The 25,653-nt window shown below is 53.1% G+C and carries 15 protein-coding genes; 12 read left to right on the forward strand and 3 right to left on the reverse strand.

Annotation, left to right across the window (positions count from 1 at the left end):
• Nucleotides 1-20 precede the first annotated feature (20 nt).
• The 6 genes from ACO064_RS25565 to ACO064_RS25590 all read left to right on the forward strand — a co-directional run bounded on the left by ACO064_RS25565 (nucleotide 21) and on the right by ACO064_RS25590 (nucleotide 11,879).
• The gene (locus ACO064_RS25565; protein WP_421830025.1) at nucleotides 21-2,576 is read left to right on the forward strand and encodes a M1 family aminopeptidase; all 2,556 of its coding nucleotides are present in this window, start codon (nucleotides 21-23) and stop codon (nucleotides 2,574-2,576) included.
• Between the two features lie 34 nt (nucleotides 2,577-2,610).
• Entirely contained in the window at nucleotides 2,611-3,687 is a 1,077-nt protein-coding gene (locus tag ACO064_RS25570; RefSeq protein ID WP_421830027.1) for a 3-keto-disaccharide hydrolase, read from the forward strand.
• A 248-nt stretch (nucleotides 3,688-3,935) separates the two neighbouring features.
• Entirely contained in the window at nucleotides 3,936-6,908 is a 2,973-nt protein-coding gene (gene polA, locus ACO064_RS25575; RefSeq protein WP_421830028.1) for a DNA polymerase I, read from the forward strand.
• 369 nt (nucleotides 6,909-7,277) lie between these two features.
• On the forward strand, nucleotides 7,278-8,144 hold the full coding sequence (locus ACO064_RS25580; protein ID WP_421830029.1) for a universal stress protein: 867 nt from the start codon (nucleotides 7,278-7,280) through the stop codon (nucleotides 8,142-8,144).
• A gap of 20 nt (nucleotides 8,145-8,164) precedes the next feature.
• Complete coding sequence (corA, locus tag ACO064_RS25585; protein WP_421830030.1) at nucleotides 8,165-9,244, forward strand: magnesium/cobalt transporter CorA; 1,080 nt, start codon at nucleotides 8,165-8,167, stop codon at nucleotides 9,242-9,244.
• A gap of 136 nt (nucleotides 9,245-9,380) precedes the next feature.
• Nucleotides 9,381-11,879: a bifunctional UDP-N-acetylmuramoyl-tripeptide:D-alanyl-D-alanine ligase/alanine racemase gene (locus ACO064_RS25590; RefSeq protein WP_421830031.1), complete on the forward strand. Its 2,499-nt coding sequence runs from the start codon at nucleotides 9,381-9,383 to the stop codon at nucleotides 11,877-11,879.
• Nucleotides 11,880-12,082: 203 nt separating this feature from the next.
• Here ACO064_RS25590 and ACO064_RS25595 read toward each other — a convergent pair whose 3' ends face one another.
• Together ACO064_RS25595 and ACO064_RS25600 are read right to left on the reverse strand one after the other, a co-directional pair.
• A complete protein-coding gene (locus ACO064_RS25595; protein WP_421830032.1) occupies nucleotides 12,083-12,793 on the reverse strand; it encodes a hypothetical protein in 711 nt (236 codons plus the stop codon).
• Nucleotides 12,793-14,037, reverse strand: coding sequence for a THUMP-like domain-containing protein (locus ACO064_RS25600; protein ID WP_421830033.1), 1,245 nt, complete (start codon nucleotides 14,035-14,037; stop codon nucleotides 12,793-12,795). Before ACO064_RS25600 ends, ACO064_RS25595 begins: the two co-directional genes overlap by 1 nt.
• 158 nt (nucleotides 14,038-14,195) lie before the next feature.
• Between ACO064_RS25600 and ACO064_RS25605 the strand changes: the two genes are divergently transcribed.
• Both ACO064_RS25605 and ACO064_RS25610 read left to right on the forward strand, forming a co-directional pair.
• A complete protein-coding gene (locus ACO064_RS25605) occupies nucleotides 14,196-15,812 on the forward strand; it encodes a SulP family inorganic anion transporter (protein ID WP_421830034.1) in 1,617 nt (538 codons plus the stop codon).
• Complete coding sequence (locus ACO064_RS25610) at nucleotides 15,778-16,461, forward strand: carbonic anhydrase (RefSeq protein ID WP_421830035.1); 684 nt, start codon at nucleotides 15,778-15,780, stop codon at nucleotides 16,459-16,461. Before ACO064_RS25605 ends, ACO064_RS25610 begins: the two co-directional genes overlap by 35 nt.
• Before the next feature lie 79 nt (nucleotides 16,462-16,540).
• On the opposite strand, the gene ACO064_RS25615 is transcribed toward ACO064_RS25610, so the two are convergent.
• A complete protein-coding gene (locus ACO064_RS25615) occupies nucleotides 16,541-19,129 on the reverse strand; it encodes a TonB-dependent receptor plug domain-containing protein (protein ID WP_421830036.1) in 2,589 nt (862 codons plus the stop codon).
• Between the two features lie 184 nt (nucleotides 19,130-19,313).
• Between ACO064_RS25615 and ACO064_RS25620 the strand changes: the two genes are divergently transcribed.
• From ACO064_RS25620 to ACO064_RS25635, 4 genes are all read left to right on the forward strand, one after another.
• Nucleotides 19,314-19,706 carry a hypothetical protein gene (locus tag ACO064_RS25620; protein ID WP_421830037.1) on the forward strand — a complete coding sequence of 131 codons (393 nt, stop codon included), beginning with the start codon at nucleotides 19,314-19,316 and terminating at the stop codon, nucleotides 19,704-19,706.
• Nucleotides 19,707-19,794: 88 nt separating this feature from the next.
• Entirely contained in the window at nucleotides 19,795-24,060 is a 4,266-nt protein-coding gene (locus ACO064_RS25625; RefSeq protein ID WP_421830038.1) for a CusA/CzcA family heavy metal efflux RND transporter, read from the forward strand.
• 90 nt (nucleotides 24,061-24,150) lie between these two features.
• Nucleotides 24,151-25,314, forward strand: a complete 1,164-nt coding sequence (locus ACO064_RS25630) for an efflux RND transporter periplasmic adaptor subunit (protein ID WP_421830039.1) — start codon at nucleotides 24,151-24,153, stop codon at nucleotides 25,312-25,314.
• Between the two features lie 22 nt (nucleotides 25,315-25,336).
• Complete coding sequence (locus tag ACO064_RS25635) at nucleotides 25,337-25,564, forward strand: cation transporter dimerization domain-containing protein (protein ID WP_421830040.1); 228 nt, start codon at nucleotides 25,337-25,339, stop codon at nucleotides 25,562-25,564.
• Nucleotides 25,565-25,653 lie beyond the last annotated feature (89 nt).

Below are 25,653 nucleotides of genomic sequence, written 5' to 3' on the forward strand. Positions count from 1 at the left end.
AGGCTAAGTGCATGATCTGTATGCTTAAAATTATCCGATACATCGGGTTCGTCCTTCTCATTTTCATCAGTAGCCCGTGGGTACTGGGGCAGAATCGGGCGGGTGATGCCGACAAAAAGAACGCTCCGCTTACGGTCAACGGACCCTATAACGCAACCCGGACATTACCCCACGATTTGCTGCATACCAAGCTCGATCTGAGCTTCGACTGGGTGCGCCAGTGGGTTCACGGCATTGCGCGACTGCGGTTTAAACCGCATTTTTACCCCCAGAATACGCTGGACGTCGATGCAAAAGGCTTTGAAATTAAGGGCGTTTTTCTGCTCGATACGCTGAAAACCGGTGAAACGGTTTTTGATACGCTCAATTACACCTACAACGACCGGCAAAAGATTCACGTTCTGCTGCCCCGGACCTACACCCGCGCCGATACCTTCGACATCCAGATCGTTTATACCGCCAAACCGAACGAACGACCATTGGGAGGCAGTGCGGCCATTTCGCAGGATAAAGGGCTGTATTTCATCAACCACGACGGCGCGGAGCCGAACAAACCCCGCCAGATCTGGACGCAGGGCGAAACCGAGGCCAATTCGTGCTGGTTTCCGACCATCGACACGCCGAACGAGAAAATGACGCAGGAAATCTACCTGACCGTCGAGAACAAATACCGGACGCTTTCCAACGGCAAACTCATTTCGTCGACGGTCAATCAGGACAGTTCGCGCACCGATTATTGGCGACAGACCTTGCCCCATTCGCCCTATCTGGCAATGATTGCCGTGGGCGATTTTGCCTACGTCAGGGATTCGCTGGCGGCAACACCCGAGCGGGGGCCGCTGGAAGTAAGTTACTATGTGGAACCCGCCTACGAGAAAGACGCCCGCGCCATTTTTGGCCGGACGCCCGCGATGGTTGAGTTTTTCGAGAAAAAATTCGGGGTGCCTTATGTCTGGGAAAAATACAGCCAGATTGCCGTGCGTGATTTTGTTACCGGTGCGATGGAAAACACCACGGCGACCGTTCACGGCGAAACCGTTCAGATGGACGGGCGGCAACTGGTGGATGGCAACTCCGACGATGTGATTTCGCACGAACTCTCACACCACTGGTTCGGAAACCTGACCACCGCCGAGTCGTGGGCCAACCTGCCGCTGAACGAAGCCTTTGCCACCTACGCCGAATACCTCTGGCGGGAACACAACGAAGGAGTCTATTCGGCCGATATGCACGGCCTGGATGATCTGAATCAGTACATTGCCGAGTCGGAAACCAAGCAGGAGCCGCTGATTCGGTACCGCTACACCGACCGCGAGCAGATGTTCGACAGCCACTCGTATGCCAAAGGCGGCCGGGTGTTGCACCTGCTCCGCCGGACCATTGGCGATGATGCGTTCTTCGAATCCCTGACGTTGTATCTGAAACGCCACCGGTTTAAAACCGCCGAACTCAGTGACCTGCGCGAAGCTTTTGAAGAGGTGACCGGCGAAGATCTGAACTGGTTTTTTGACCAGTGGTTCCTGAAACCGGGCCATCCGGTGATCAAGATCGAGAAAGAATACCGGCAGGGGGGCGTGCAGTTGACGGTTATTCAGCAGCAGGATTCGACCAAAACCCCGATTTATCGCCTACCGGTAAAAGTCGATCTGTGGGTAAAAGGGCAGAAGAAAAGCTACGAGGTAGTGGTGGACAAAGCCCGACAGGTGCTGAATTTTACGGTGGAACAACGCCCGGATTTGATCGTATTCGACGCGGATCACCGGATTGTTGGAACCGTGGAGCAGGAAAAAAACAAGGCGGAACTGTTGTTTCAGTTTTACCACACCGATAATTACCGCGACAAATACGAGTCGATCACCCGGCTGGAAGACAAAAGTAACCTGATCGATTCGACGGTTCGGCACATGATGATGGACGCCATGCAGGATAAATTCTGGAAAATCCGTCAGGTGGCCGTAGGAAATTTTGCAGAATACGACGGCCAGGAATTTGCGGAGGTGGAGCGAATTGTGCAGAGCAAAGCCCGCAACGACGAACGCTCGCTGGTGCGGCAGGAAGGCATCAACACGTTGGCTTCGTATGCCGACAACGTCAACGATCCGCTGTTCCGGGAAGCCCTGAACGATACATCGTATGCGGTGGTGTCGTCGGCGCTGGATTCCTATCTGTTGTCAAAACCGGGTGATGCCAATGAAATTGCGGCCCGTTTTGAGAATGTTCCCAATGGCGATATTGTGACGGCGGTGGCCAATTATTACGCCAATTCGACCGATACCAGCCGTTATAGCTGGTTCATCAACAAGATGAACACCATGAAATCGCAGGATCTTTACAACTTCTTGCAGGTCTTCGGCAAATACCTGATTCGATCCGGTTCCGACACGCAGCGGCAGGCCATTCCGATGCTGGAAGTGATGGCGCGCACGAGCCCGGCGTATTTTGTGCGGTTTGGGGCCTATCAGGTGCTGGGCTTGTTGCAGGATATCGAAGGCGTCAAGTCCATGCGGAAAGACATTCGCCTGAGCGAGCGTGACCCGAAGTTAAAGGAAATGTATGAGCAGTTTAAAGATTTCTAAAACCGTATAAGTCAGCAAAACCCAGAAAATTCCTATGAATAAACGTTTTTTTACTTCGATTGTATGTGCTTTTTTCGGCCTAACCGTGGCTTTGGCTGCGGGTCCGATTGACGGGAAGTGGGTCGGAAAAATAGGCGATGATTATGCATTGACCCTGGATCTGAAAACCGATGGCAATCAACTAACCGGAACCATTGGCAATGCGAACGGTGCGCTTCCCATCAAAGAGGGAAAGGTGGATGGAACCAGTTTTTCGTTCAAAACGGAATACGATAACAATGTCATTCCCGTCAAAGGGACCGTTGAGGGTGACAAAATGATCCTGTCCGTCAATTACAATGGCAACGAGGTTCCCGGAACACTGATGCGTCAGGGTGGCTCCTCCGGCACGGCAACCGCCACTCGTCCGCGGGCAAAACCCGAAGAAACCGAAGTGTGGGACCCGGTTCCGAAGGTGATTACGGCGGGTAAAACGCCCCTCGATGCGCCTTCCGACGCGGTAATTCTGTTCGACGGCAAAAACCTGGATCAGTGGGTGACGGTGAAAGACAAATCGCCCGCCAACTGGACGGTTTCCAAAGGCGTTCTGACCGTCAATAAGGCCGCCGGTAACATCGAAACTAAACAGTCGTTCACGAACTACCAGCTTCATATCGAATGGAAGATTCCCGAGAAAATCTCATTGACCGGCCAGAGTCGGGGTAATAGCGGTATCTTCCTGGCTTCTACCGGCCCCGGCGACGCGGGCTATGAACTCCAGGTGCTGGATTCGTACGAAAACAAAACCTACTCGAACGGGCAGGCGGGAAGCATCTATAAACAGGCGATTCCGCTGGCCAACGCCAGCAAAAAACCGGGCGAATGGCAGGTATACGACGTGATCTGGAATGCCCCGAAATTCAATGCCGATGGCTCGGTGCAGACCCCGGCCCACGTGACGGTTATTCACAACGGGGTTGTGGTGCAGAACAACTACGAACTGAAAGGCGAAACGACGTACATTGGTCAGCCCCAGTACAAGAAATACGAATCGGCACCCATCAAATTGCAGGCTCACGGTGACAAAAGCGAACCGATCAGCTTCCGGAATATCTGGGTGCGGGAGTTATAGAGTACTGGTAACTGAAAAAGAATTGTTGAGAAAGGGACGGCTACGGTTGTCCCTTTCTCGTTTTTACAAACCGTCTGGATCAAAATATCTGCCTCTATTTTATGGAGTTGGAAGTTGGTTCAGCTTCCAACCGAAACGGAATCAATCCCCCGACTCCGGCGTTATGATTTTGATACGGAGACGATATTTCGTTATTTGCGAGGGTCGTTTTCTGCCCGTTGTGCAGACCGTTTTCCGGCAACTTACCAATGAATAAACCAGAAAAGAAACTGTTTTTGCTGGATGCACTGGCGTTGATTTACCGCGCCCATTTTGCCTTCAGCAAAGCCCCCCGCATCACCTCCAGGGGCCTGAATACCAGTTGTGTATTCGGATTTACGAACGCCATGCTGGAGATTCTTCAGAAAGAAAAACCGACCCACATCGGCGTCGCGTTCGATAGCAGCAAAAAGACGTTCCGGCACGAGGCTTTTGTGGAATACAAGGCCAACCGTCAGGCCATGCCCGAAGACATCAGCATCGCCATTCCGTACGTGAAAAAGCTGGTGGAAGCCATGAACATTCCGATTCTGATTCTGGATGGCTACGAAGCGGATGACATCATCGGAACGCTTGCCAAGCGGGCATCGAAGGCTGGTTTCGAGGTGTTTATGATGACGCCGGATAAAGATTACGGCCAGCTCGTCGAAGAACACGTCTACATTTACCGCCCGGCCTTTATGGGCAAAGGAGCCGAAAAACTGGGGGTGAAAGAAGTGCTCGATCGCTGGCAGATTCAGGAAATCAGTCAGGTGACCGACATGCTGGGACTCATGGGCGATTCGGTCGATAACATTCCGGGGATTCCGGGTGTCGGCGAGAAAACCGCTCAAAAACTCGTGGCCGAATTTGGCAGTGTCGAAAACCTGATTGCCAACGCCGACAAACTGAAAGGCAAGCTGAAAGAGAACGTGGTGCAGTTTGCCCAGCAGGGCCTTTTGTCGAAGCAACTGGCCACTATTCACCTCGATGTTCCGCTCGATTTTAACGAAGAAGCCCTGCTCCATACCGAACCGGATAAACCCAAACTGTCGGCCCTGCTGGACGAGCTTGAGTTCCGGCAACTGCGTCGGCGGCTGGTGGGCGAGGAAGATTCTGAACCCAGCCCGTTTCCGGTGGCTCCGGCCAAACCGAGTGCCAAAGGACAGATGGGCCTGTTCGATGAAGCGGTTTTGGCCCCGGCAGCAACCCCGGCAGCAAACGCGTCCGGGACGGAGGGATTGCCGTTTACATTCGATAAAAAACCGGGTGTTGGGGCCGACATTTCGGCTTTTGAAAAAGGAGCCCGGCCGCAGGCAATTGCCAATACGGATGATATGCAGGCTGACTGGACGGAAGTGGAATCGGATGACCGACAGCCTGAACCCCGGCGTACGATTGATTCGGTCGTTCATGATTACCGGCTGATCGACACCCCCGCGCTCAGGAAAAGTCTGGTGCATTACCTCAATCAGCAGGACACCTTATGTTTCGATTCGGAAACGACCTCAACCGATCCTGTCGAGGCCGATCTGGTGGGTTTGTCGTTTGCCTATCGCAAAGGCGAAGCCTTTTACGTGCCGGTACCGGCTGATCGCGAAGAAGCGCAGGCCATTGTCGAAGAGTTTCGGTCGGTTTTTGAAAATGCAGAGATTATCAAGGTCGGACAGAACCTGAAATACGATATGCTGATGCTGAAAAAATACGGCATCGAAGTGCAGGGCAAACTGTTCGATACGATGGTGGCGCATTACCTGATCGAACCGGAGCAGCGGCACAACATGGACATGATGGCGATGACGCACCTGAATTACGAACCGGTTTCCATCGAAACGCTGATTGGCAAGAAAGGGCCGAAGCAGTTGTCGATGCGCGATGTCGAAATTCAGAAAGTGGTCGAATACGCCGGAGAAGATGCCGACATTACCCTGCAACTGAAAGATACTTTTTTGCCGCTGCTGGAGAAAAATCAGCTCACCAAACTGTTCTACGAAGTCGAAATGCCGCTGGTGCGCGTCCTGGGCGACATGGAACTGGGTGGCGTGAAAGTGGATATGAACGCCCTGGCCGAGCTTTCGGCGACGCTCGAAACCGACATCCGGCAGGTGCAGAGCGAAATTTATGAACTGGCAGGAGGTCCCTTCAATGTGGGATCGCCCAAGCAGTTGGGCGAGGTGCTGTTTGATAAACTGAAACTGGACAGCAAAGCGAAAAAGACCAAAACCGGTCAGTATGCCACCGGCGAGGAGATTCTGACCGATCTGGAAGCCGATCACGAAATTGCCCGGAAGATTCTGGATTACCGCGAACTGGTGAAGCTGAAAAACACCTACGTCGACGCGCTTCCGCTCATGATGAGCAAGCATGATGGCCGGATTCACACCTCTTTCAACCAGGCGGTGGCGGCAACCGGGCGGTTGAGTTCGACCAATCCCAACTTACAAAACATCCCGATCCGGACGCCCCGGGGCCGCGAAATCCGGAAGGCATTTGTGCCGCACAGCGATGATTTTCTGATCATGTCGGCAGATTATTCGCAAATCGAACTGCGCATCATGGCGGCTTTCAGCGGGGATCAAACCATGCTGGACGCGTTCAACAACGGCATCGACATTCACACCCAAACCGCCAGCAAGGTGTTTAAAGTACCGCTGGAGGAGGTGGATTCGGACATGCGAAGGAAGGCTAAAATGGTCAATTTTGGGATCATCTACGGGATTTCAGCCTTCGGACTTTCCCGCCGGTTGCGGATTCCGCGCCGGGAAGCGGCCGAAATCATTCAGGAGTATTTTGCCGGTTTTCCGGCCATTAAAGAGTACATGGATGGGGCCATCGAAAAGGCCCGCGAATGCGAATACGCCGAAACCATCCTGGGCCGACGCCGGTATTTGCGCGACATCAATTCCCGGAACATGACCGACCGGAGTTTTGCCGAGCGCAACGCCATCAATGCCCCCATTCAGGGATCGGCGGCCGATATGATCAAGATTGCGATGATCAACATCGACAAGTTTATCCGGGAAAACCGTCTGAAGTCGCGCATGATTCTGACCGTTCATGATGAACTGGTGTTCGATGCCCACAAGGATGAACTGGAACTGTTGAAGGAAAACGTCGGAGAACTGATGCGAACGGCGATTCCGCTGGCGGTCAAGATGGAAACCGGTATTGGGATTGGCGAAAACTGGCTGGTGGCGCATTGAAACCACTTCGTTATTCGAAGTTCAGTATTCATAAAATCAACGCCAACTATGAGATGATGCCCTTGCCTAACAGTTGTTTAAGTGCCAGCGGCACGTAATGTTAATAGCAAATTGGTATTCTAAGAGCTCCAGGCGTGCCGGAGGTACGCAACTCAGCCTATATCGCGTACCTCCGGCACGCCTGGAGCTCTTGAAATACCGATTTGCTATTAACATCGGACCCCTCCGGGGTCAATAATCTCACGGTTTGCTTTAAAATCAAAAAAAGAATATCGAACTGTTTGAATCTGGGTTCATAAAGAATTAACAAGGTTTCCGGGACGGAAGCCTTGTTTTTTTGTTAGTATTGAATCACTAATCCCTCAAAGCATGAAAAATATACTGGTTCCCACGGATTTTACCGGCACCTCCAATTTGGCCCTGGCCTGGGCGAAATTCATTGCCAAACACTATATCAATGATGGACACGAAACAACGCTGGTGCTGGCTCACGTCACGCAACCCATCATTCCGGACACTACATTGCCAACGGGCGAGGTAGGAGCGGGCATTCTGGCCGCCCAGGAAATGGAAGACGTTGGGGAGTTAAACCTGCAGGAACTGGCCGAACAGCTTGAACAGGAGGGGTTTAACACCCGGATTGAAAACCGCTTTGGATCAATCGACGATGAAATTGTGGAGGTGGCCGATGAATTGCAACCGGATCTGATTGTGATGGGCCGGAGTCATATCGATTCGTTTTTTGACTGGCTGGCGGGGAGTTCGGCGGCCGATGTAGCCATGACGGCCCACTGCCCGGTTTTGGTGGTGCCGACGCTGGAACACGGCGAAAGCCATCCGGTTCGATTGCAGAACATCGTGTATGCCACCCAACTGGAGTTTGACGAAAACCACATCCTGCGGCCCGTCGTTCAGCTTGCCCGGACCTTTCAGTCCAAATTAAGACTCGTGAAAATCAAGGCCCTCAACCAGCCCAATGTGTATGACGACCGCCAGTTTCTGGATCAGATCGAAGCCGAATTTGGCCGGGAGCGGTTTGTGGAAGACACCGTTGATGCCGATAACGTGAAAGAAGGGTTGACGAAATACAACAAAACCCACCAGGTCGATTTGCTGATTATGGCCACCCGCGAACGGGATTTCCTGAGCAAACTGCTGAACCCCAGTCTGACCAAACGCATGGTGCTGAGTTCCGACATTCCGGTTCTGGTGTATCACGCAAAAGAAAACTACTAGTCCGGGAGTACCTGAAAACGATGGGCAGACGCCGGTATAAACATTCTGAAAAAAAAGTGGGAACCTCGCCGGGTTCCCTCATTTACGTTGGGCAGGATACCGACTACAAAACCGCAATTCGCCGGATTCTCTACAACGAGGCCAGTTACACCGTCGAAACCCTGAAGCGCCTGGATTCCTGCGGGCGACCGACAGACGGTTCACCGTTCGTCTCCTGGCTCAACGTCGATGGCATTCACGAACCCGCCGTGGTGGAGCGCATCGGTCAGCAATACCAGTTGCATCCGTTGTTGCTCGAGGATGTTATGAATTCCCTGCAGAAGCCCAAAGTGGAAGAATACGATGGCGCTTACGTGTTTTCGACACTTAAAATGCTGCATTTCAATACTGATACACAGGAGTTGGAAAATGAACACCTGAGTTTTGTGCTGGGCAAAAATTACCTCATTTCGTTTCAGGAGGAACGAAAAAACGATCTGTTCCAGCCAGTTCTCGACCGCATCGAGGCTTCGGCGGGCAAAACCCGGCGCAACGGCCCTGATTACCTGCTTTACGCGCTGATGGATCTGGTGGTTGACCACTATTTTGTAGTGCTGGACAGCATTGGCGGAAAGCTCGAAATTCTGGAAAATAGCATCATTCAGCAGGTGGCCGGGCAGCAAACCCTGACGAGACTGTATACCCTGAAACGCGAACTGACGTTGATGCGGAAAGCGGTCTGGCCGGTTCGCGAAATGATCAACCGGCTGATACTGGAAGAAAGTGAACTGATTCGTCCGGCCACCATGCCGTTCCTCCGTGATCTGTACGACCACGTGATTCAGGTGCTCGACAGCATCGATTCCTACCGCGAACTGGCCACCGGTTTGCTGGATGTGTATCTGTCGACGCTCAGCAACCGGATGAATGCCGTCATGAAAACGCTGACGATTTTTTCGGCTATTTTTATGCCGCTGACGTTTATTGTAGGGGTCTATGGAATGAATTTTGACAACATGCCGGAACTCCACACCCAAAACGGGTATTACGTAGTGCTGGGCGTTATGGTCCTTTTATTTATTTTGATGGTGGTTTATTTCCGCCGAAGGCGGTGGTTTTAGTTTTAACGTTTACGGTTTACAGTATTCGGTTTTCGGTGCGGTTCCCCGCCGGGACTGACGCGTGCATCAGAATGCGTCAGTCCCGGCGGGGAACCGCACCGAAAACCGAATACTGTAAACCGTAAACCGATTTTTTATGACAATTCAGGATTTTGGGATTGATACGACTGAGGTATATCCGGTGACGGACAGCCGTCAGGTGTTGTCGCCGACGCAGAACGGATCGGCCAAGCCGGTATTTTTTGCCATTCAGGGTGAACACCACGACGGACATCGGTTCATTACGGAATTATACAAAAAAAACGTCCGGCAGTTTGTGGTCGAAACGGTCGCTTTGACGCCCGACCTGCGGCACGAACTGGCGCAGTTGCCCGACGCTCACATCCACGAGGTAGCCAGCAGCCTGAAAACCTTGCAGGAGTTAGCCGCCGAACACCGCAGCCGGTTTATGATCCCGGTGGTCGGCATCACGGGGAGCAATGGCAAAACCATCGTGAAAGAGTGGCTGGCGCAGGTGCTTTCGCCCGATTATCGGATTCAGAAAAGTCCGAAAAGTTACAACTCCCAACTGGGGGTTCCGCTGTCGGTGTGGCCGCTGAACGAAAAACATACGCTGGGGATTTTTGAAGCTGGTATTTCGAAACCGGCTGAAATGCAGGCGCTTCAAACCATTATCAACCCCACGATTGGCATTTTTACGAATGTCGGCCCGGCCCATGACGAAGGCTTTCGAAGCCAGAAGCAGAAAGTAGCCGAAAAGCTCCGGCTGTTCCGCAAAGCGGAGACGCTGATTTACCGGAAATCGTATTCGGAAATTGACGAAGAAATTCACTTGCTGCTCAAAGCCGTCAACCCGACCATTCGGCTGATCAGTTGGTCGACGGAACCGACAGCAGCCGTTCCGGTTTCCTATGCACCACATACTTCCGGTACGCAAATCGGTGTGCAATGGGACGGAAGGGACTACCGGGTAGAGGTGCCGTTTTCCGATTCCGCATCGCTCGAAAACGCCACGCACGTCCTGCTGGCAACACTGGTTTTGGGCGTTACGGACGCGAGCCTTCTGCGGGAACGGTTTGCCCGTTTGCGGCCCGTGTCGATGCGGCTGGAACTGAAAGAAGGCATTCACCGCAACCTGTTGATCGACGATACCTACAACAACGACCTTGCCGGTTTATCGATTGCGCTTGATTTTTTGAACCAGCAGGACGCGTCCCGCTCAAAAGTGCTGGTTTTGTCGGATCTGCTCGAGACCGGGATGAAACCGGATGAACTCTATCCGGCCATTGCGCGAATGGTGGCCGAAAAAGGCGTCAGCCAATTGGTTGGCGTCGGGCCGGAAATGGGGAGGTATCAATCGGTTTTTACGGTGCCAACCCGGTTTTATGCGACTACCAACGCGCTGCTGCAATCCGGTTACCTGAGTGAGCTGACGGATTCGGTGATTCTGGTGAAAGGCGCAAGGCGGTTTTCGTTTGAAAGCGTGGTCAGCCGTTTTGTGCAGAAGTCGCACCGGACGGTGTTGGAAATTAACCTCGACGCCCTCACCCACAACCTGAATTTTTACCGGAGCAAAGTCGGTTCGCAGACCAAAATCATGGTGATGGTGAAGGCCTTTGCCTACGGCAGTGGTAGTGCCGAGGTGGCCAGTCTGCTGCAATACCACCGTGTCGACTACCTGGCCGTGGCCTATGCCGACGAGGGCGTGGGGCTTCGTCAGAATGGAATTACGTTGCCCATCATGGTGATGAATCCGGCACCGGAGTCATTTCGGCAACTGCTTGATTATAAGATAGAACCGGAGATTTTCAGCTTTCGGATTCTGGACGAATGGAGGCAGTTTCTGAAGGAAGAACGTCCGCAACAGGGTGCTGAAAAACCGGTTGTAAAATACCCGCCTATTCACATCAAACTCGATACGGGAATGCACCGGCTGGGTTTCCTGCCCGGCGAAATCGCCGATTTGGGTGCGGTATTGGCGGCCAATCCTGATCTTCGGGTGGCTTCGGTATTCAGTCATCTGGCGGGCTCCGACGAAGCCGAACACACGGCTTTTTCGCAGGAACAATACCGGCAACTGATCGAAGGCGCGACGCAGCTGGAGCAATTGCTGGGGTATCGCCCGCTGCGGCATTTACTCAACTCGGCGGGGATTGTGCGCTTGCCCGATTTCAAACTGGACATGGTTCGGCTTGGAATCGGGCTGTACGGCGTTGAAGTGAGTAAACTGGAACCGCAACAGATTCAGGCGGTGGGTACCTTGAAAACCATCATCAGCCAGATTAAAGACCTCAAAGCCGGGGAAACCGTGGGCTACAGCCGCCGGGGTGTTTTGACCCGCGACGCCCGCATCGCCACGCTGGCGGTCGGCTACGCCGATGGCTACGACCGTCGGCTGGGCAATGGCGTTGGGCAGGTTTGGGTCAATGGCGTTCTGTGCCCTACCGTGGGCAGTATCTGCATGGATATGACGATGATCGATATATCCGAAACGCAGGCGCAGGAGGGAGACGAAGTCGTTTTGTTTGGCCAGCCGATTTCGATTGCGGATCTGGCGGAGCGCATCGGGACCATTCCCTACGAAATTCTGACGGGGGTCAGCGAGCGGGTCAAGCGGGTGTTTTACCGGGAATAATAAAAAAGCCCGCCAGCCGGAATCCGACTGACGGGCCTCATCTGTCCCCACAAACCGCTCTCACAGGGTTCTTCCAAGTTGGTAGACCAGCGTCTGCCCAACTTTTTTTCCAGAATAGAGAAGCTAGACAAGAGAGTAGAGACCAACTCAACTGGATTACTTTTTCTTTACTCTCTTGTCTATCCTCTTTACTCTCAGAAAATTTATTTCGGTAATTTGGCCCGGGCTGCTTCCAGGGCCTGTTTTTTCACTTCAAGTTCTTTGGCCGAATTGACCTGATCGTTCTTGTTGGTCTCCGTATCGCGGGTCAACTGCTCCAGTTCGCGGACATTCTCGTCCATCTTTTTCACCAGATTGTCTTTCTCCTTTTTATTCCGATCCAGATCACGAACCAGTTTCTCGCCCTGTTTAACCAGCTTCTCCTGCTTTTTCTGGGCTTCGTTAAACGCATCGTCCGCGAGTTTGATGTCGTAGTTGATGCGTGTACGCTCCGCAAACTCTTTGAGCAGGGTTTCCACCTGATCGTACATCGTGCTGCCGGGTTTCACATAATCGGCATTGCCTTTGTCAACGGCCAGAAAAACCGTGGCTTTTGCTTTGTCGGCGGTCACTTTGCTGGCTACGTTCAGCGGCTCGTTGGACAAGGCCGGAATGTTGGCGGCTGGCACCTTATAAACACCACTGCGACCCGTGGTTACTTTGCCATACGATTTCAGCAAGGTCTCCCATTCTTTTTCAACAAATTTTCCTTCGATCGGTAGATTGAGGGAAAGACCCACCAGCGAAATCTGGTCTACTTTTTCAGTAGCCGACGACACGGTTTGGGCCAGAACGGACGGTGAAATCAGCAGAAACCCGATCAGGCCTGAGAAAATCAATACGGGTAAGAACGACTTAAACAAATGTGCTTTCATTAGTGTAACGATGGATAAACTGGTTTTCGTGTAATTAAAATTCGTTTCTTCCTGTCAGACAGGGTGGTGGCAAACAGATACAGATCGCCCCCGGCGGCTAAGCTAAGCTTTTTACGCAGAGTCTCAGTGGATTCCGGGAAATTCCGGACGCTCAGGTTGGCTTTCCCGTCTGGTAAAAAAACATGAACTGCTTTGCGATCCGGTTTACAATTCCCCAGCATTTCGAAAGACCGGCCGGGAAAGTCCGGAACCAGTCGATCACTCGTATACAAGTGACTGTTGGGTGCCAGTTTGAACAAACCAAACCGCTCGGCAACGATCCGAAAGGCGCCTGCTTTTAATAGAGACGCGTTAGGTTCGTATAAGTAACGCAGCGGATCGCTAAATTGAACATCAGCGGTTCGTTCATCGTTTCGGCGGTAAATAAATACTTCGTCCGGTGCCGCCGAGCGGAGGTTGACCGCCGTCACCTCAATCTCCGGGTTTTCACGGCCTGCCAGCACAAAGAGTACTTCCTTACAATCATTGTCGACCGAAACCACATGCACCGCCGACACATCGGGCAGTTGCCGGATCACCAGCTCAATGTCGATCAGGGGCGACGTTTTCAACAAAACCGCCTTCGTTTTGTGGCGAAAACCGGTTGGGTTACCGGGGCGGTACCAGTCCAGGACGTTGGGTTCACAATCTTCCAGCCGGACCACCTTGCCGCCCTGCTGATCGCGACGGGCCGGGTCCAGATACATCCAGTCGGCGGTTTCGGTAAACGCCATTAAAAAATCGGTTGCATTGGTATTCAGGCCCGATTGATGCGGAAATTCAATGTTGGTACCCCCCAGTTTCGGCAGGTTATACGCGGCCAGTTCGGCCAGATGGGGCTGTTGTTCGATGTAAATGACTCGCTCGGCGTGGCGGGAAAAGGCGAGTGAATCGACGCCCATACCGCCGGTTAGATCCAGAAGCAGCCCGGCTTTTCCGTCGTTTCGGGAAATGATGGAAGCCTTATAGGCTGCTGTCCGCTCCGAGGAGGCCTGTTCGACCGATAACGCAGGAGGAAATACCAGTTCCAGATTTTCGTACCAGCCCGGCAGTTTGGTTCGCGCTTTCTGTCGGGCGACCAATTGATCCGCTATGGCTTTCACCCGAATCCTGTCATCCATCGAGTACCGCAATACGAACGTATGGGGGTCATTGTGCAGATGTTTCTGTAGAAAATCCCGTTCGCTGGAATTGAAAAGTAGCATTAATTAAAGAAATAGTGAAAACCGTGAAAAGATTAAAAACAGATTAAAATTTTATTACGAGTTTTGTGGTTATAGAACTGCTCTTACGGCACATGCCAATTATGTGCCTGCAAGACAGAACTATGCTACGCTAATTTTTCATCATAATTGAAGATAATATGAAATTCTTTAGACCTCTAAAGACCTTATCGCATTATTCCCTCTCTACGTTTCGCTCTGATTTACCGGCTGGTTTATCGGTTTTTTTGGTGGCATTGCCCCTGTGTCTGGGCATTGCGCTGGCGTCGGGTGCGCCTTTGTTTTCGGGTTTGGTTGCCGGCATGGTCGGTGGTCTGGTCATTGGCTTCCTGTCAGGTTCAGAAGTCAGCGTTAGTGGTCCTGCGGCTGGTTTGGCCGTCATTGTAGCCGATAGCATCGCTGGATTGGGTGCATTCGATGTATTTCTGACGGCGGTGGTGCTGGCCGGTATGGTTCAACTGGGCTTGGGTGTTCTAAAAGCCGGGAAATTTAGTGGTTATTTTCCGGATAGCGTCATTCGGGGGCTGCTGGTTGCCATTGGCCTGGTGATTATTCTGAAACAGATTCCCCACGCTCTGGGACGGGATAATGATTTTGAGGGTGAATTTGCGTTTCAACAACTGGCCGACGGTGAAAACACCATTTCCGAAATTTACCGGGCCGTGGTGACGGCCAGCACCGGTGCAGTCATCATCAGCTTTGCCTCCTTTATCCTGCTTCATTTCTGGGGAAAAGCCGCTCAAAAAGGCATCGGTTTTTTCAAGAATTTCCCGGGCGCATTGGCGGTGGTGGTGCTGGGAATCGGCCTGAACGAACTGTTTCGGGTCGTAATGCCCGAGTGGTATCTGGGAACCTCCAAACACCAGCACATGGTCCAGATTCCGGAAATAGAGGCCGGTAAAAGCGTATTTTCTATTTTCTACTTCCCGGATTTTAGTGCCCTGACCAACCCCAAGGTTTACGTCACGGCGGTGACGATCGCCATTGTAGCGAGTTTGGAAACGCTCCTGAACCTGGAAGCTGCCGACAAACTTGATCCGGAAAAACGGGTGTCGTCGCCCGATCAGGAAATGGTGGCGCAGGGAATTGGCAACATGGTTTCGGGATTGGTTGGTGGTTTACCGTTAACATCGGTGATTGTCCGGACGTCGGCCAACGTATACGGTGGGAGTAAAACCCGGGTTTCGAGCATTGTTCACGGGTTGTTTTTGATGCTGGCGGTTTTTCTGGGAGCCCCGTTTCTGAACCTGATCCCGTTGTCCTGTCTGGCGGCTTTGCTGATCACTGTGGGCTATAAACTGGCCAAACCGGACGTTTTCAAGAAGACGTATCAGGAAGGTATTTACCAGTTTATTCCGTTCATTGTCACCGTACTGGGGATCGTGTTCACGGATTTGCTGATTGGAATCGGGATCGGTCTGGTGGTCGGTATCGTGTTTGTGCTGCTGACCAATTTTCAGGCCGCTTTCCGGGTGGTGCGCGATGGAAACCGGGTGCTTATCAAGATCCAGAAAGACATGTATTTTCTGGTGAAGCCCCAATTGAAAGAAACCCTGCGCGAGTTGCAGACGGGTGATGAAGTGCTGGTGGATGGCACGCACGCTTCCTTTATCGACCACGATATTTACAACATCCTGCAGGATTTCAAGGAAACGGCGCACACGCTGGACATCAAGTATGAACTGAAAAATGTTTCATTAAAAAAACGCAGCCTACGGACCCATGCAAAGACACGAGAAGTTACTATTGGCGAATAAGGCCTGGGCTCTGGACAAACTGGAACTCGATGAGTTCTATTTTGAGGCACTGGCAGCCGACCAAAAGCCTGATTTCCTGTGGATTGGCTGTTCCGATAGCCGCGTATCTGCCGAAGAAATTACCGGTACCCTTCCGGGCGAAATGTTTGTTCACCGGAACATCGCCAACCAGGTCATTTCGTCGGATCTGAATCTGCTCAGTGTTCTGCAATATGCCGTTGAAGTGCTGAAAGTCCGGCACGTGATTGTCTGCGGTCATTACGAATGTGGCGGGGTAAAAGCTGCCTTGCACAACCGACGCTATGGCTTGATTGACAATTGGTTGCAGAATATTCAGAACGTGAAGGAGAAATACTTCGAAGAACTGAAAAACATGCCCGACGAGCCCAGCCGCTTCAATCGCCTGGTGGAATTGAGTACGCGGGAGCAGGTGTATAACCTGGGCCACACTGCCATTGTCCAGAATGCCTGGAATCAGAAACAACCGCTCTGGCTGCACGGCTGGGTGTTCGACATCCACAACGGGCAACTGAAAGAAATCGTCAACCTGTCGCCGGAAGACAATGCCGACGTTCAGTTTGTTCGCGACCTGGGCGACGAAGACGGTTTGTCCAAAGCCCTGACGACGGATATTCGGCTGTTGAAGTAAAAAGGGAATTTTAAATGTAAAATGATGAACGCCAAATGTAAAGTGGCTGGCGTTGAAACACTTTTACATTTAGCGTTCATCATTTTACATTTAAAATTCCCTTCTCTTTTTCAAATACCCTTACCACCACCGTCGCATAATACAATCCGCCTACGCTTGGCCCGGCTGCGAAGGTGGTATAGGGGCGGTTTAGCAGGTTTGTTCCGCCAATTTTCAACGACAAACCGGTTTTGGGTAACTCGTAACTGAGCTGTGCGTCGACGGTATGGATGGCGGGAACCCGGCCGGTTGCCAGTGACGATTGCCAGAGAAACGAACTTTGGTATTTAGAATGCACCGAAAAGCCCAGGTTCTTCCAGAGGGTTGGGTTGGCGATTCCCATGTTGGTGATCCATTTCGGGGTGTTGAACGCTTCTTCCAGGCCATCGCCCCGGTCAGTGCGGTCGAGTTGAGCCAGTGACGCATTCCCCGACAGAACCCAGTTGCGACCCATCGCATACCGGACTCCCAGGCTCGACCCGTAATTGAAAACCTTCGTCTTGGAGTTGGTCCAGAGCCGGTAGCGATCCTGTTTGGTGCGGTCGGAGAGGGCATAGGCCAGCGAATCCGGATTGCTGCTTTTGGGAACGTTCGCTTCGACCTGAGCGATGAAATTCCGGTACACGTTGTAGTAGAAATCGACATCGACAGACAGGCAGTTTTCGAAGAATGATCCTTTGTAGCCCACCTCCATGCTGTTGACTTGCTCGGGTTTGAGGTACGTGTACGTATTGGCCCGAATCAATCCCTTATTCTTTTGAATGGCCTGCGCGGTCGTCAGCCCGTTCGTGTTGACATCGGTGTTGATGGCGGTCTGAAAGGCGTCGATCGATGTCCGGAAATACGAGCGCTCAAAAATGCCCTGCGACATGATTTTCAAGCCTCCGACCCGCTTTACGCCCCCCGAATTGACATTGGAAAACGCTTCGAAGAGCGACGGAAACCGGTAGCCGGTTTGGTAGGACGCCCGGAAATGGTGCCGTTCGCCGGGCGAAAAAACCGCCGATACCCGCGGGTTTAGCCGCGCGTCGAAATACCGGTTTTTATCGACCCGGACCGACCCCGTCAGCTTCAAACGCTCCTGAAAAAACGACCGCGATGCCTGGAGAAAACCACCGGTTTTGTAATACACCAGGTTCTGTCCCGACTCTTCGGGGTTGATGAAATAGTTGCCATCCGGGAAAACGACGTACTGCCGGTAGTCGAAACCCGCCAGCAGGTTGACGCCGGTTTTTTCGCGGAAACCCGACCAAAGCACTTTCGTGGGTTCGGCCTGACCTTCCGCGTGATACAGCCACGACTGCACCTGCAAAGCCGCTCCGACGTCCCAATTGTTGATGTGGCGAAGCTTGTCAACCTGCGCGTTGAACACGGCCGAACCGGGCTGCGGTCGTCCCTGATCGGCCGTGGAGCGGGCGATTTGAAGGGCTTGGGCAGTGGATTGCCCGGTTTTCGTTGCCGCCAGAAATTGACTGGAAAAGTCGGTAAACCACTGGTTGTCGGACTTAAACGAGCGGTCGATGTTCTCCGCCATCGAGCGAATGTTGTAAGAATCGCCGGTCGTTTCGTGCGTCCGGTAAACGCGCAGGTGAACCGACGGCGATTCAAGCGTCAGGCCGTGCTGATCGAGCCGGTAATCATCTAGCCGAAAGCGGTTGGTGCGCTGATAAACCGTAGCAAGGGTTGCAGCTTTGTATTGGTACGAAACCGTTAAACCGGGATGGATACGCCAGAAAACCGCCACATCGCCCCGCAGGTTGTGGAGCCGTAAATCGGCGGTTTCATTTTCGAAATAACCGGTTCGGGAAACGACGTATTTCTTTCCCTCGAGCGTCAGCGTCCGGCGGTTGGCCGATTCATCGCCGTAAACATTGATCCGATCCTGACCGGGGTTTTCGGCACCGACCAATCCCAGCGACGCATTGGCTCCGGGATTGAGGTCGTCCAGATCGCGGGCAATCCAGTCGTAGCCGCTTTGGTACGTCAGGTTGAGTTTGACCGCCAACCGGGAACCGAGCGTTCGGGCATACCGCAGACTGGTTTCGTTGTACAGTTTCGCCGAAACCAGCGGATCGTTGACGTGATTCACCCCGGTTTTATGACTGACACTCAGCCCTTGCGACGTAAAAGGGTCTTTGGTAATCAGTTGCGCTAATCCGTTGAGGGCATTCATACCATACAGGGCCGAAGCCGCTCCCGGCACAATTTCGACTTGCTGAATGTCCAGATCCGAGGGCGCGAGCGCGTTGGCGATCGGGGCGCCGATGTGCGGAGCCTGGTTGTCCATGCCATCCACGAGCTGCACAAACCGGACGTTGGTCGGATTGGCAAAACCGCGTGTGTTGTACACTTTAAAGCCCAGACTGGAGGTTAGCAACTGAACTCCTTTGAGATTTTCAATGGCATCAAAATACGACGGCTGCGCCGACAGCCGGATTTGCCGTGCATCGAGGAGTTCGATGCTGACGGGCGATTTCAGGATGGATTCCGGCACCCGCGACGCCGTCACCACTACTTCGTTCAACTGAATTTTTCGGAGCGAATCCCGCTGAAAACGGGTGCTGTCAGACAACGCTTTTGCTTCAGTGAGGTGCGTCATCAAAAGAAGTAAAACGAAAATGTATCTCATATTATCGTTGTTTCCATTGGAAGATAACGGTTCGTTATGTTTATTAAAATATAACGCCTGGTTTTTTTGGGAAAAACGGGGAAACGCCGTCTTTTCGAGGCAGGGCTGTGCTTTTTGCCGGATGGAAAAGTGAAAACCGGGGAACCAACTCGGAACTTAGGGGATTGAGCCGTACCTTTGACAAATGAAATCCACGCTGGCTCTTTTTCTGGGCATACTCATGCTGGCCGGCAGTCTATTCCCCCAGACTGACGTGGAGGAAGTGTATAAGCTTCCCGGACTGCTGGCACATTACCAGTTGCATCAGAAAGCGGCCGGAACCAGTTTTGATTTCTGGCAATTTCTGGCTCTCCATTACGATGCCGGATCGGAACATGCTAAAACACCGCACAAGGGCGTCAAACTGCCCATGTATAATCACCTCTCGTCGGGTTTTGTTTTTGTGTTGACCGAGCCCCAGTGGCGACCCGTCGAACCAGCGGTTTTCATTCCGTTTCCTTCGGTTCAATTCTCCTACGAAAACCTCTATTCCTTCCAGCGAACCACGCTGCTGTTTCAACCGCCCCGTTTTGGGTAACTCTCTGCACTGATGTTTGGCGTCTGAGCTCGTGTCACCAGCACGGGATTAGTCTGCCTGCTATTCATTTTCAACGAGTTACTTTTTTATGCTGCAAAAAATCATTCAGTTCAGCATCAACCAGAAGTTGATGGTGATGCTGGGTGTCGTGGCACTGATTGCCTGGGGAACCTACGCCCTCCGGCAACTGCCCATCGACGCCATTCCCGATATTACCAACAATCAGGTTCAGGTCATCACCCAGGTTCCGTCACTGGCGGCTCAGGAAACCGAACAATTCATCACCTTTCCCCTCGAAACCACCTTGCGAAATGTGCCGGGCGTTACGGAAATCCGGTCGATTTCCCGGTTCGGTTTGTCCGTTATTACGGTGGTTTTTGAAGAATCGACGCCAACGTTTCTGGCTCGCCAGTTAGTCGCCGAGCAACTGAAAACCGCCGAAGGGCAACTGACCGACGGTACGCCCCAACTGGCACCGGTTACGACGGGGTTGGGGGAAATCTATCAGTATGTCATCCGCCCGAAAGACGGTTTTAAAAACGGGTATACGGCAACCGACCTGCGCACGGTGCAGGACTGGCTCATCAAACGCCAACTGGCGGGCGTGCCGGGCGTCGTTGACATCAGCAGTCTGGGCGGTTATTTAAAAGAATACGAAGTCCGCATCGACCCCGAACGATTGCGGGGGATGAACACGACGTTGACCGAAGTGGTCGATGCTTTGACAGCGAATAATGCCAATACCGGTGGCAGTTACATCGAGAAGGGGCCGGAAGCTTTTTTTATCCGGGGCGAAGGAATGGTCAAAAACCCGGAAGAAATCAGCCAGATTGTCGTCAAGAATGTTGGTCCAACACCCATTCTGGTTCGGGATGTAGCCAAGGTAGGCGTGGGCCATGCGGTGCGTTATGGAGCCATGACCCGGAATGGCCGGGGCGAGGTGGTGGGTGGTATTGTGCTGATGCTCAAGGGCGCATCCTCCGAAAAAACCATCGAAGGCGTCAAAACCCGCATGGCCGAAATTCAGAAAAGTTTGCCACCCGGTTTAATTATCGAACCATTTCTGGATCGAAAAGTCCTCATTGATAAGGCCATCCATACCGTCAGCAAGAACCTGCTGGAGGGAGGGCTGATCGTCATGAGTGTGTTATTGCTGCTGCTGGGAAACTGGCGGGCGGGGCTGGTGGTGGCTTCCGTGATTCCGCTCTGTATGTTGTTTGCGCTGGGAATGATGCACGTTTTCGGGGTTTCGGCCAACCTGATGAGCCTGGGAGCCATTGATTTTGGCTTGCTGGTCGATGGGGCCGTTATCATCGTCGAAAGCATGATTTTCCAGATCGTCCACACCCAGGCCGCCCGCTCGCAGTCGATGGATGACATTGCGCTGGATTCGTCCAGCCGCCTGATGCGCTCCGCCCTGTTTGGTCAACTGATTATTCTGATCGTGTATGTACCCATTCTGTCGCTGACCGGAATCGAAGGCAAGATGTTCCGGCCCATGGCCCTGACGGTCGGGTTTGCCATTATTGGTGCGATGATTCTTTGTGTCACCTATGTGCCGATGATGGCGGCTACGTTGCTTCGCAAAGACATTCAGGAAGAAGGAACCCTGGCCGACCGACTTATGAAAGCCCTCTACCGGTTGTATAAACCACTGCTCAATGGCGCCTTACGCTGGCAAAAAACCGTGCTGGGATTGTCGGCCCTTTTGCTGGCCGGAGCGGTTTTGCTATTTGGCTCGATGGGGGGCGAATTTATTCCCAACCTCGATGAGGGCGATATTGCCATTAGCCTGACGCTGAAACCGGGTTCGTCGCTCACGCAAACTGTAGAGACCACCCGGCGTATGGAGACCATTCTTAAAAACGGTTTTCCGGAGGTAAAGGAAGTCATTTCCAAAATCGGGACCGCCGAAATTCCCACTGATCCCATGCCGATTGAAGCCGCCGACGTTATGGTGTTACTGAAAGAACCCGGCGAGTGGACTACCGCGGCTACCAAGGAAGAACTCATTCGGAAGATGGAAAGAGCGCTGAGCGTGTTGCCCGGACTAAATCTGGAGTTTACACAGCCGATCCAGTTGCGATTTAATGAATTAATGACGGGTGTCAAGTCCGATGTTGCCATTAAAATTTACGGAGAAGACCTCGGCGTTCTGTACAAAAAAGCCAATCTGGCTGCCGCTAAACTGAAGACCATTCCGGGCGTGGCTGATTTGAAAGTGGAACAAATCAGTGGCTTGCCGCAGATGCTGGTTTCGTACAACCGGTCGCGTCTGGCTCAGTACGGCGTATCCGTGGCTAACCTGAACCGCATTCTGAAAACCGCCTTTGCGGGCGAAATCGCCGGGGTGGTCTTCGAAGGCGAAAAACGCTTCGATCTGGTGGTACGGCTCGACAGTGCCTACCGGCAGGATATCGACAACATCCGCCAGCTCTACGTCGATCTGCCGAACGGACAACAGGTGCCGCTGGACCAGTTAGCGTCCATCCGCTACCAAAACGCCCCCATGCAGATTTCCCGTGATAATGCCCGACGGCGGATCACGATCGGGGTGAATGTTCGGGGACGCGATGTGGAAAGCCTGGTTGGGGAGATGAAAGCCGTGCTGGAAAAAGACGTGCCGCTGCCACCGGGGTATAGTTACACCTACGGCGGTCAGTTTGAAAACCTCGTCAAAGCCAAGGAGCGATTAGGCGTTGCCGTGCCACTGGCGATGGTTCTAATTGGTTTGCTGCTGTTTTTTACGTTCGGCTCCTTGGCGCAGGCACTCATGATTTTTACGGCCATCCCGCTTTCGGCCATTGGTGGTGTGTTGGCCTTGTGGGGGCGGGGCATGCCGTTCAGCATTTCGGCGGGGGTTGGCTTTATTGCTCTTTTCGGGATTGCCGTGCTGAACGGGATTGTCCTGATCAGTTATTTTAACCAGCTCGAAGCCGAAGGCATAACCGATGTTACGGAACGGGTGAAGCGGGGAACGGCAGTCCGGTTTCGACCGGTTGTGATGACAGCGGCCGTGGCATCGCTGGGATTTCTGCCGATGGCGTTGTCGTCTTCTGCCGGAGCCGAAGTGCAAAAACCGCTGGCCACGGTCGTGATTGGCGGTTTGGTATCGGCCACACTGCTGACGCTGGTGCTGTTGCCGGTTCTGTATCGTCTGGTGGCTGGTCGGAAAGATCGTATCGCATCTCGTCCCGCAAAAAACCGCTCATCGGCGGTTGTATCAATGCTGGCCGGGCTGCTTATCAGTTTTTCGGGCATTACCGTGGTTAGGGCGCAACCTGTTTCACCAGCTTTGACTGTGGAACAGGCTATTGGGCGCGCGTTGCGAAACAATGGAGCCTTACAGGCCACGGCGCTGGAAGTGAAAATTGCCGAGCAGTTGAAAAAAGTGGCCTGGGACATTCCGCGCACCACCGTCGATTACCAGCGGGGGCAAATCCAGTCTTATCCGGTCGATTTCAGCCTGTCCGTGATGCAGTCGCTGGCAATGCCGTCGGTGTACAGGGCACAAAAACGACTCAATCAGGCGCAGGTTCGTGTCGCCGAGCAGCAGGTGACCATTAGCCGGGCGGAGCTGGTTCGAAAGGTTCGGCTGACTTTTTATCAGCTTCGGATTGACTACGAACGGGTAAAACTGATCCAGGCGCAGGATACGCTCTATCGCCGGGCAGCACGGGCTGCCGGGATACGCTACCGAACCGGCGAAACCAACCGGCTCGAACAGGTGACTTCGGAATCCCGCCAGCGGGATATTCAAAACCGTCTGGCCATGCTGCAAACCGACATCGCCATCGGCCGGCAGCAACTGGCCATTTTGGTGCAGGAAACCGGGCCGGTGACGATTGACACGACCGGGGCCTTAAAAGCCGGAATGCCAGGTTCTCCGACCTCGCTGGATGCCAATCCCTTGCTCGCCTTTCAACGTCAGCAGGTCGAACAGACCCGCCGTCAGGCTGATCTGGAAAAACAGCGGTTCTGGCCCGATCTGCGCCTGGGCTATTTGTCGCAGTCCATTGAGAGAAAGGCAGGATACGGGGTGTATCAGGCAGGCGTTTCGCTGCCACTTTTTCTGGCTCCGCTGCGGGGAAGGCTGGAAGCGGCCCGGCTCCAGAGCCAGGTTGCCGACCGCCAGTTGAGCTACCAGCAACACCGGCTCCGGGGTGAGTTGGCGATTCGGGAACAGCAGTTCCGTCAGTCGCTGAATACGCTGGCTTACTACGAAACGTCGGCACTGCCCCAGGCCAATCTCATTCTGAAAACCGCTGAACAAAGCTACCTGACCGGGATATCGAATACCTCGAGTTTGTGCAGAGCACGACCCAGGCCTGGCAGCTTCGGGAGCAGTACCTGAATGCGGTGGCCCAGTATAATCAATCCTTCATCGAACAGGAAGCGCTGGCGGGGTATGTCCCCACCGCTCCCTGATCCAATCTTACTACTGATGAAAGTTCAAATGAAAGCATGTATGGTTGCCATTCTGGGTGGTCTGGCAGCCTGCTCATCCCCCTCGACTACGGATCAGGAAACCCCGCGCGTGACATCGGATTCGTCTGCCACCACCATTACCATCAGCGAAGCTCAATTTCGCGAAACCGGCATTCAGTTGGGTGGTCCCGATACGCTGACGCTGGGGGAAACCATTCAGGCCACGGGCAAACTCGAAGCGCCACCGGATCAATGGGCAACAGTAAGCGCCCCCATGGGCGGTTTTGTGCGATCGGCCCATCTGGTGGAAGGCGATTTTGTTCGCAAAGGGCAACCCTTAGCGGTTTTGGAACATCCGGATTACATCAAACTTCAGCAGGAGTATCTGCAAGCCCTGGCCCGGAGTCGGTTTGAACGCCAGGAGCTGGATCGGCAAACGGAATTGAGCCGGGAAGAAGTGGGCGCCCGGCGAAAACTCCAGCAATCGACAGCCGAGTTTGAAACGACCAAAGCCCTGCTGGCTTCGCTGGAAGCGCAGCTTGCTCAATTGCATATTCCGCTGGAAACGCTACGCCGGGGTACCATCAGCCGGACAATTCCGCTGCTGGCTCCCATTAGCGGGTATGTCGATAAAGTAAATTTGCGGCTTGGTCAGTATGCCGGGCCCACCGATGCGCTGGTCGAAATCGTGAATAAAGACCACCTGTATCTCGAATTACGGGTGTTTGAGAACGATATCCGACACATTCACGAAGGCCAGCTGGTTCGCTTTGTGGCCTCGCAGCAACCCACCGGCGAGATGCTGGCCAAAGTCTACCGGGTGGGACAAGCGTTTGATGCCCATACGAAAACCGTGTTGGTACACGCCAATCTGCTGCCGAATCAATCCGGTCGGCTTTTTGCGGGATCGTACATTCGGGCGACGATCCTGGCGGCCCCCCGGCGTGTGGTGGCCCTGCCGTCGGATGCGCTGGTGAAAGAAGGGAAGCGGACGTTCCTATATGTCCGGCAGTCCAACAGCCCGGCGGGTACGTACCGTTTCGAACGGGTTGAAATTCAAACCGGTATCACCCAAAACAATCAGACGGAAGTGACGTTACCACCGATAGTAAATCCCGCGTCGATCGTTCGGCAGGGCGCGTATTTTATCAGTGCCGAACGGGCTAAACTGGCCAGTTGAACTATCTTTTCTGAAACATACTATGGAACAATCCACCAAACCGCATCAGGCCGAGCGGGGGCAAGTAAAGGGCATTGACAAATACCGGGTTCGTAAAACCGGCTTTGAGTATTTTATCGATCTGCACGTCCTGGTGGAGGGTCATATTCCGGTTCGGCAGGGACACGACATTGCCCACCGAGTGAAAGCCGTCATTCTGGAAGAAAAACCGGCGGTTTATGATGTGTTGATTCATATTGAACCGGTTTAAAATGGGAATGATAAATGTAAAATAATGAATTTAAAACGCAAAAGTGTTTCAGATACAGGCACTTTTGCATCTTAAATTCATTATTTTAC

The sequence above is a fragment of the Larkinella sp. genome (genome assembly GCF_965227735.1).
Taxonomy (GTDB): Bacteria; Bacteroidota; Bacteroidia; order Cytophagales; family Spirosomataceae; genus Larkinella.

Bases quoted from the DNA above. Each gene is read 5' to 3' on its own strand.
- ACO064_RS25565 (WP_421830025.1), top strand. From the start codon at position 21: ATGCTTAAAATTATCCGATACATCGGGTTCGTCCTTCTCATTTTCATC.
- ACO064_RS25570 (WP_421830027.1), top strand. From the start codon at position 2,611: ATGAATAAACGTTTTTTTACTTCGATTGTATGTGCTTTTTTCGGCCTA.
- polA (WP_421830028.1), top strand. From the start codon at position 3,936: ATGAATAAACCAGAAAAGAAACTGTTTTTGCTGGATGCACTGGCGTTG.
- ACO064_RS25580 (WP_421830029.1), top strand. From the start codon at position 7,278: ATGAAAAATATACTGGTTCCCACGGATTTTACCGGCACCTCCAATTTG.
- corA (WP_421830030.1), top strand. From the start codon at position 8,165: ATGGGCAGACGCCGGTATAAACATTCTGAAAAAAAAGTGGGAACCTCG.
- ACO064_RS25590 (WP_421830031.1), top strand. From the start codon at position 9,381: ATGACAATTCAGGATTTTGGGATTGATACGACTGAGGTATATCCGGTG.
- ACO064_RS25595 (WP_421830032.1), bottom strand. From the start codon at position 12,793: ATGAAAGCACATTTGTTTAAGTCGTTCTTACCCGTATTGATTTTCTCA.
- ACO064_RS25600 (WP_421830033.1), bottom strand. From the start codon at position 14,037: ATGCTACTTTTCAATTCCAGCGAACGGGATTTTCTACAGAAACATCTG.
- ACO064_RS25605 (WP_421830034.1), top strand. From the start codon at position 14,196: ATGAAATTCTTTAGACCTCTAAAGACCTTATCGCATTATTCCCTCTCT.
- ACO064_RS25610 (WP_421830035.1), top strand. From the start codon at position 15,778: ATGCAAAGACACGAGAAGTTACTATTGGCGAATAAGGCCTGGGCTCTG.
- ACO064_RS25615 (WP_421830036.1), bottom strand. From the start codon at position 19,129: ATGAGATACATTTTCGTTTTACTTCTTTTGATGACGCACCTCACTGAA.
- ACO064_RS25620 (WP_421830037.1), top strand. From the start codon at position 19,314: ATGAAATCCACGCTGGCTCTTTTTCTGGGCATACTCATGCTGGCCGGC.
- ACO064_RS25625 (WP_421830038.1), top strand. From the start codon at position 19,795: ATGCTGCAAAAAATCATTCAGTTCAGCATCAACCAGAAGTTGATGGTG.
- ACO064_RS25630 (WP_421830039.1), top strand. From the start codon at position 24,151: ATGAAAGTTCAAATGAAAGCATGTATGGTTGCCATTCTGGGTGGTCTG.
- ACO064_RS25635 (WP_421830040.1), top strand. From the start codon at position 25,337: ATGGAACAATCCACCAAACCGCATCAGGCCGAGCGGGGGCAAGTAAAG.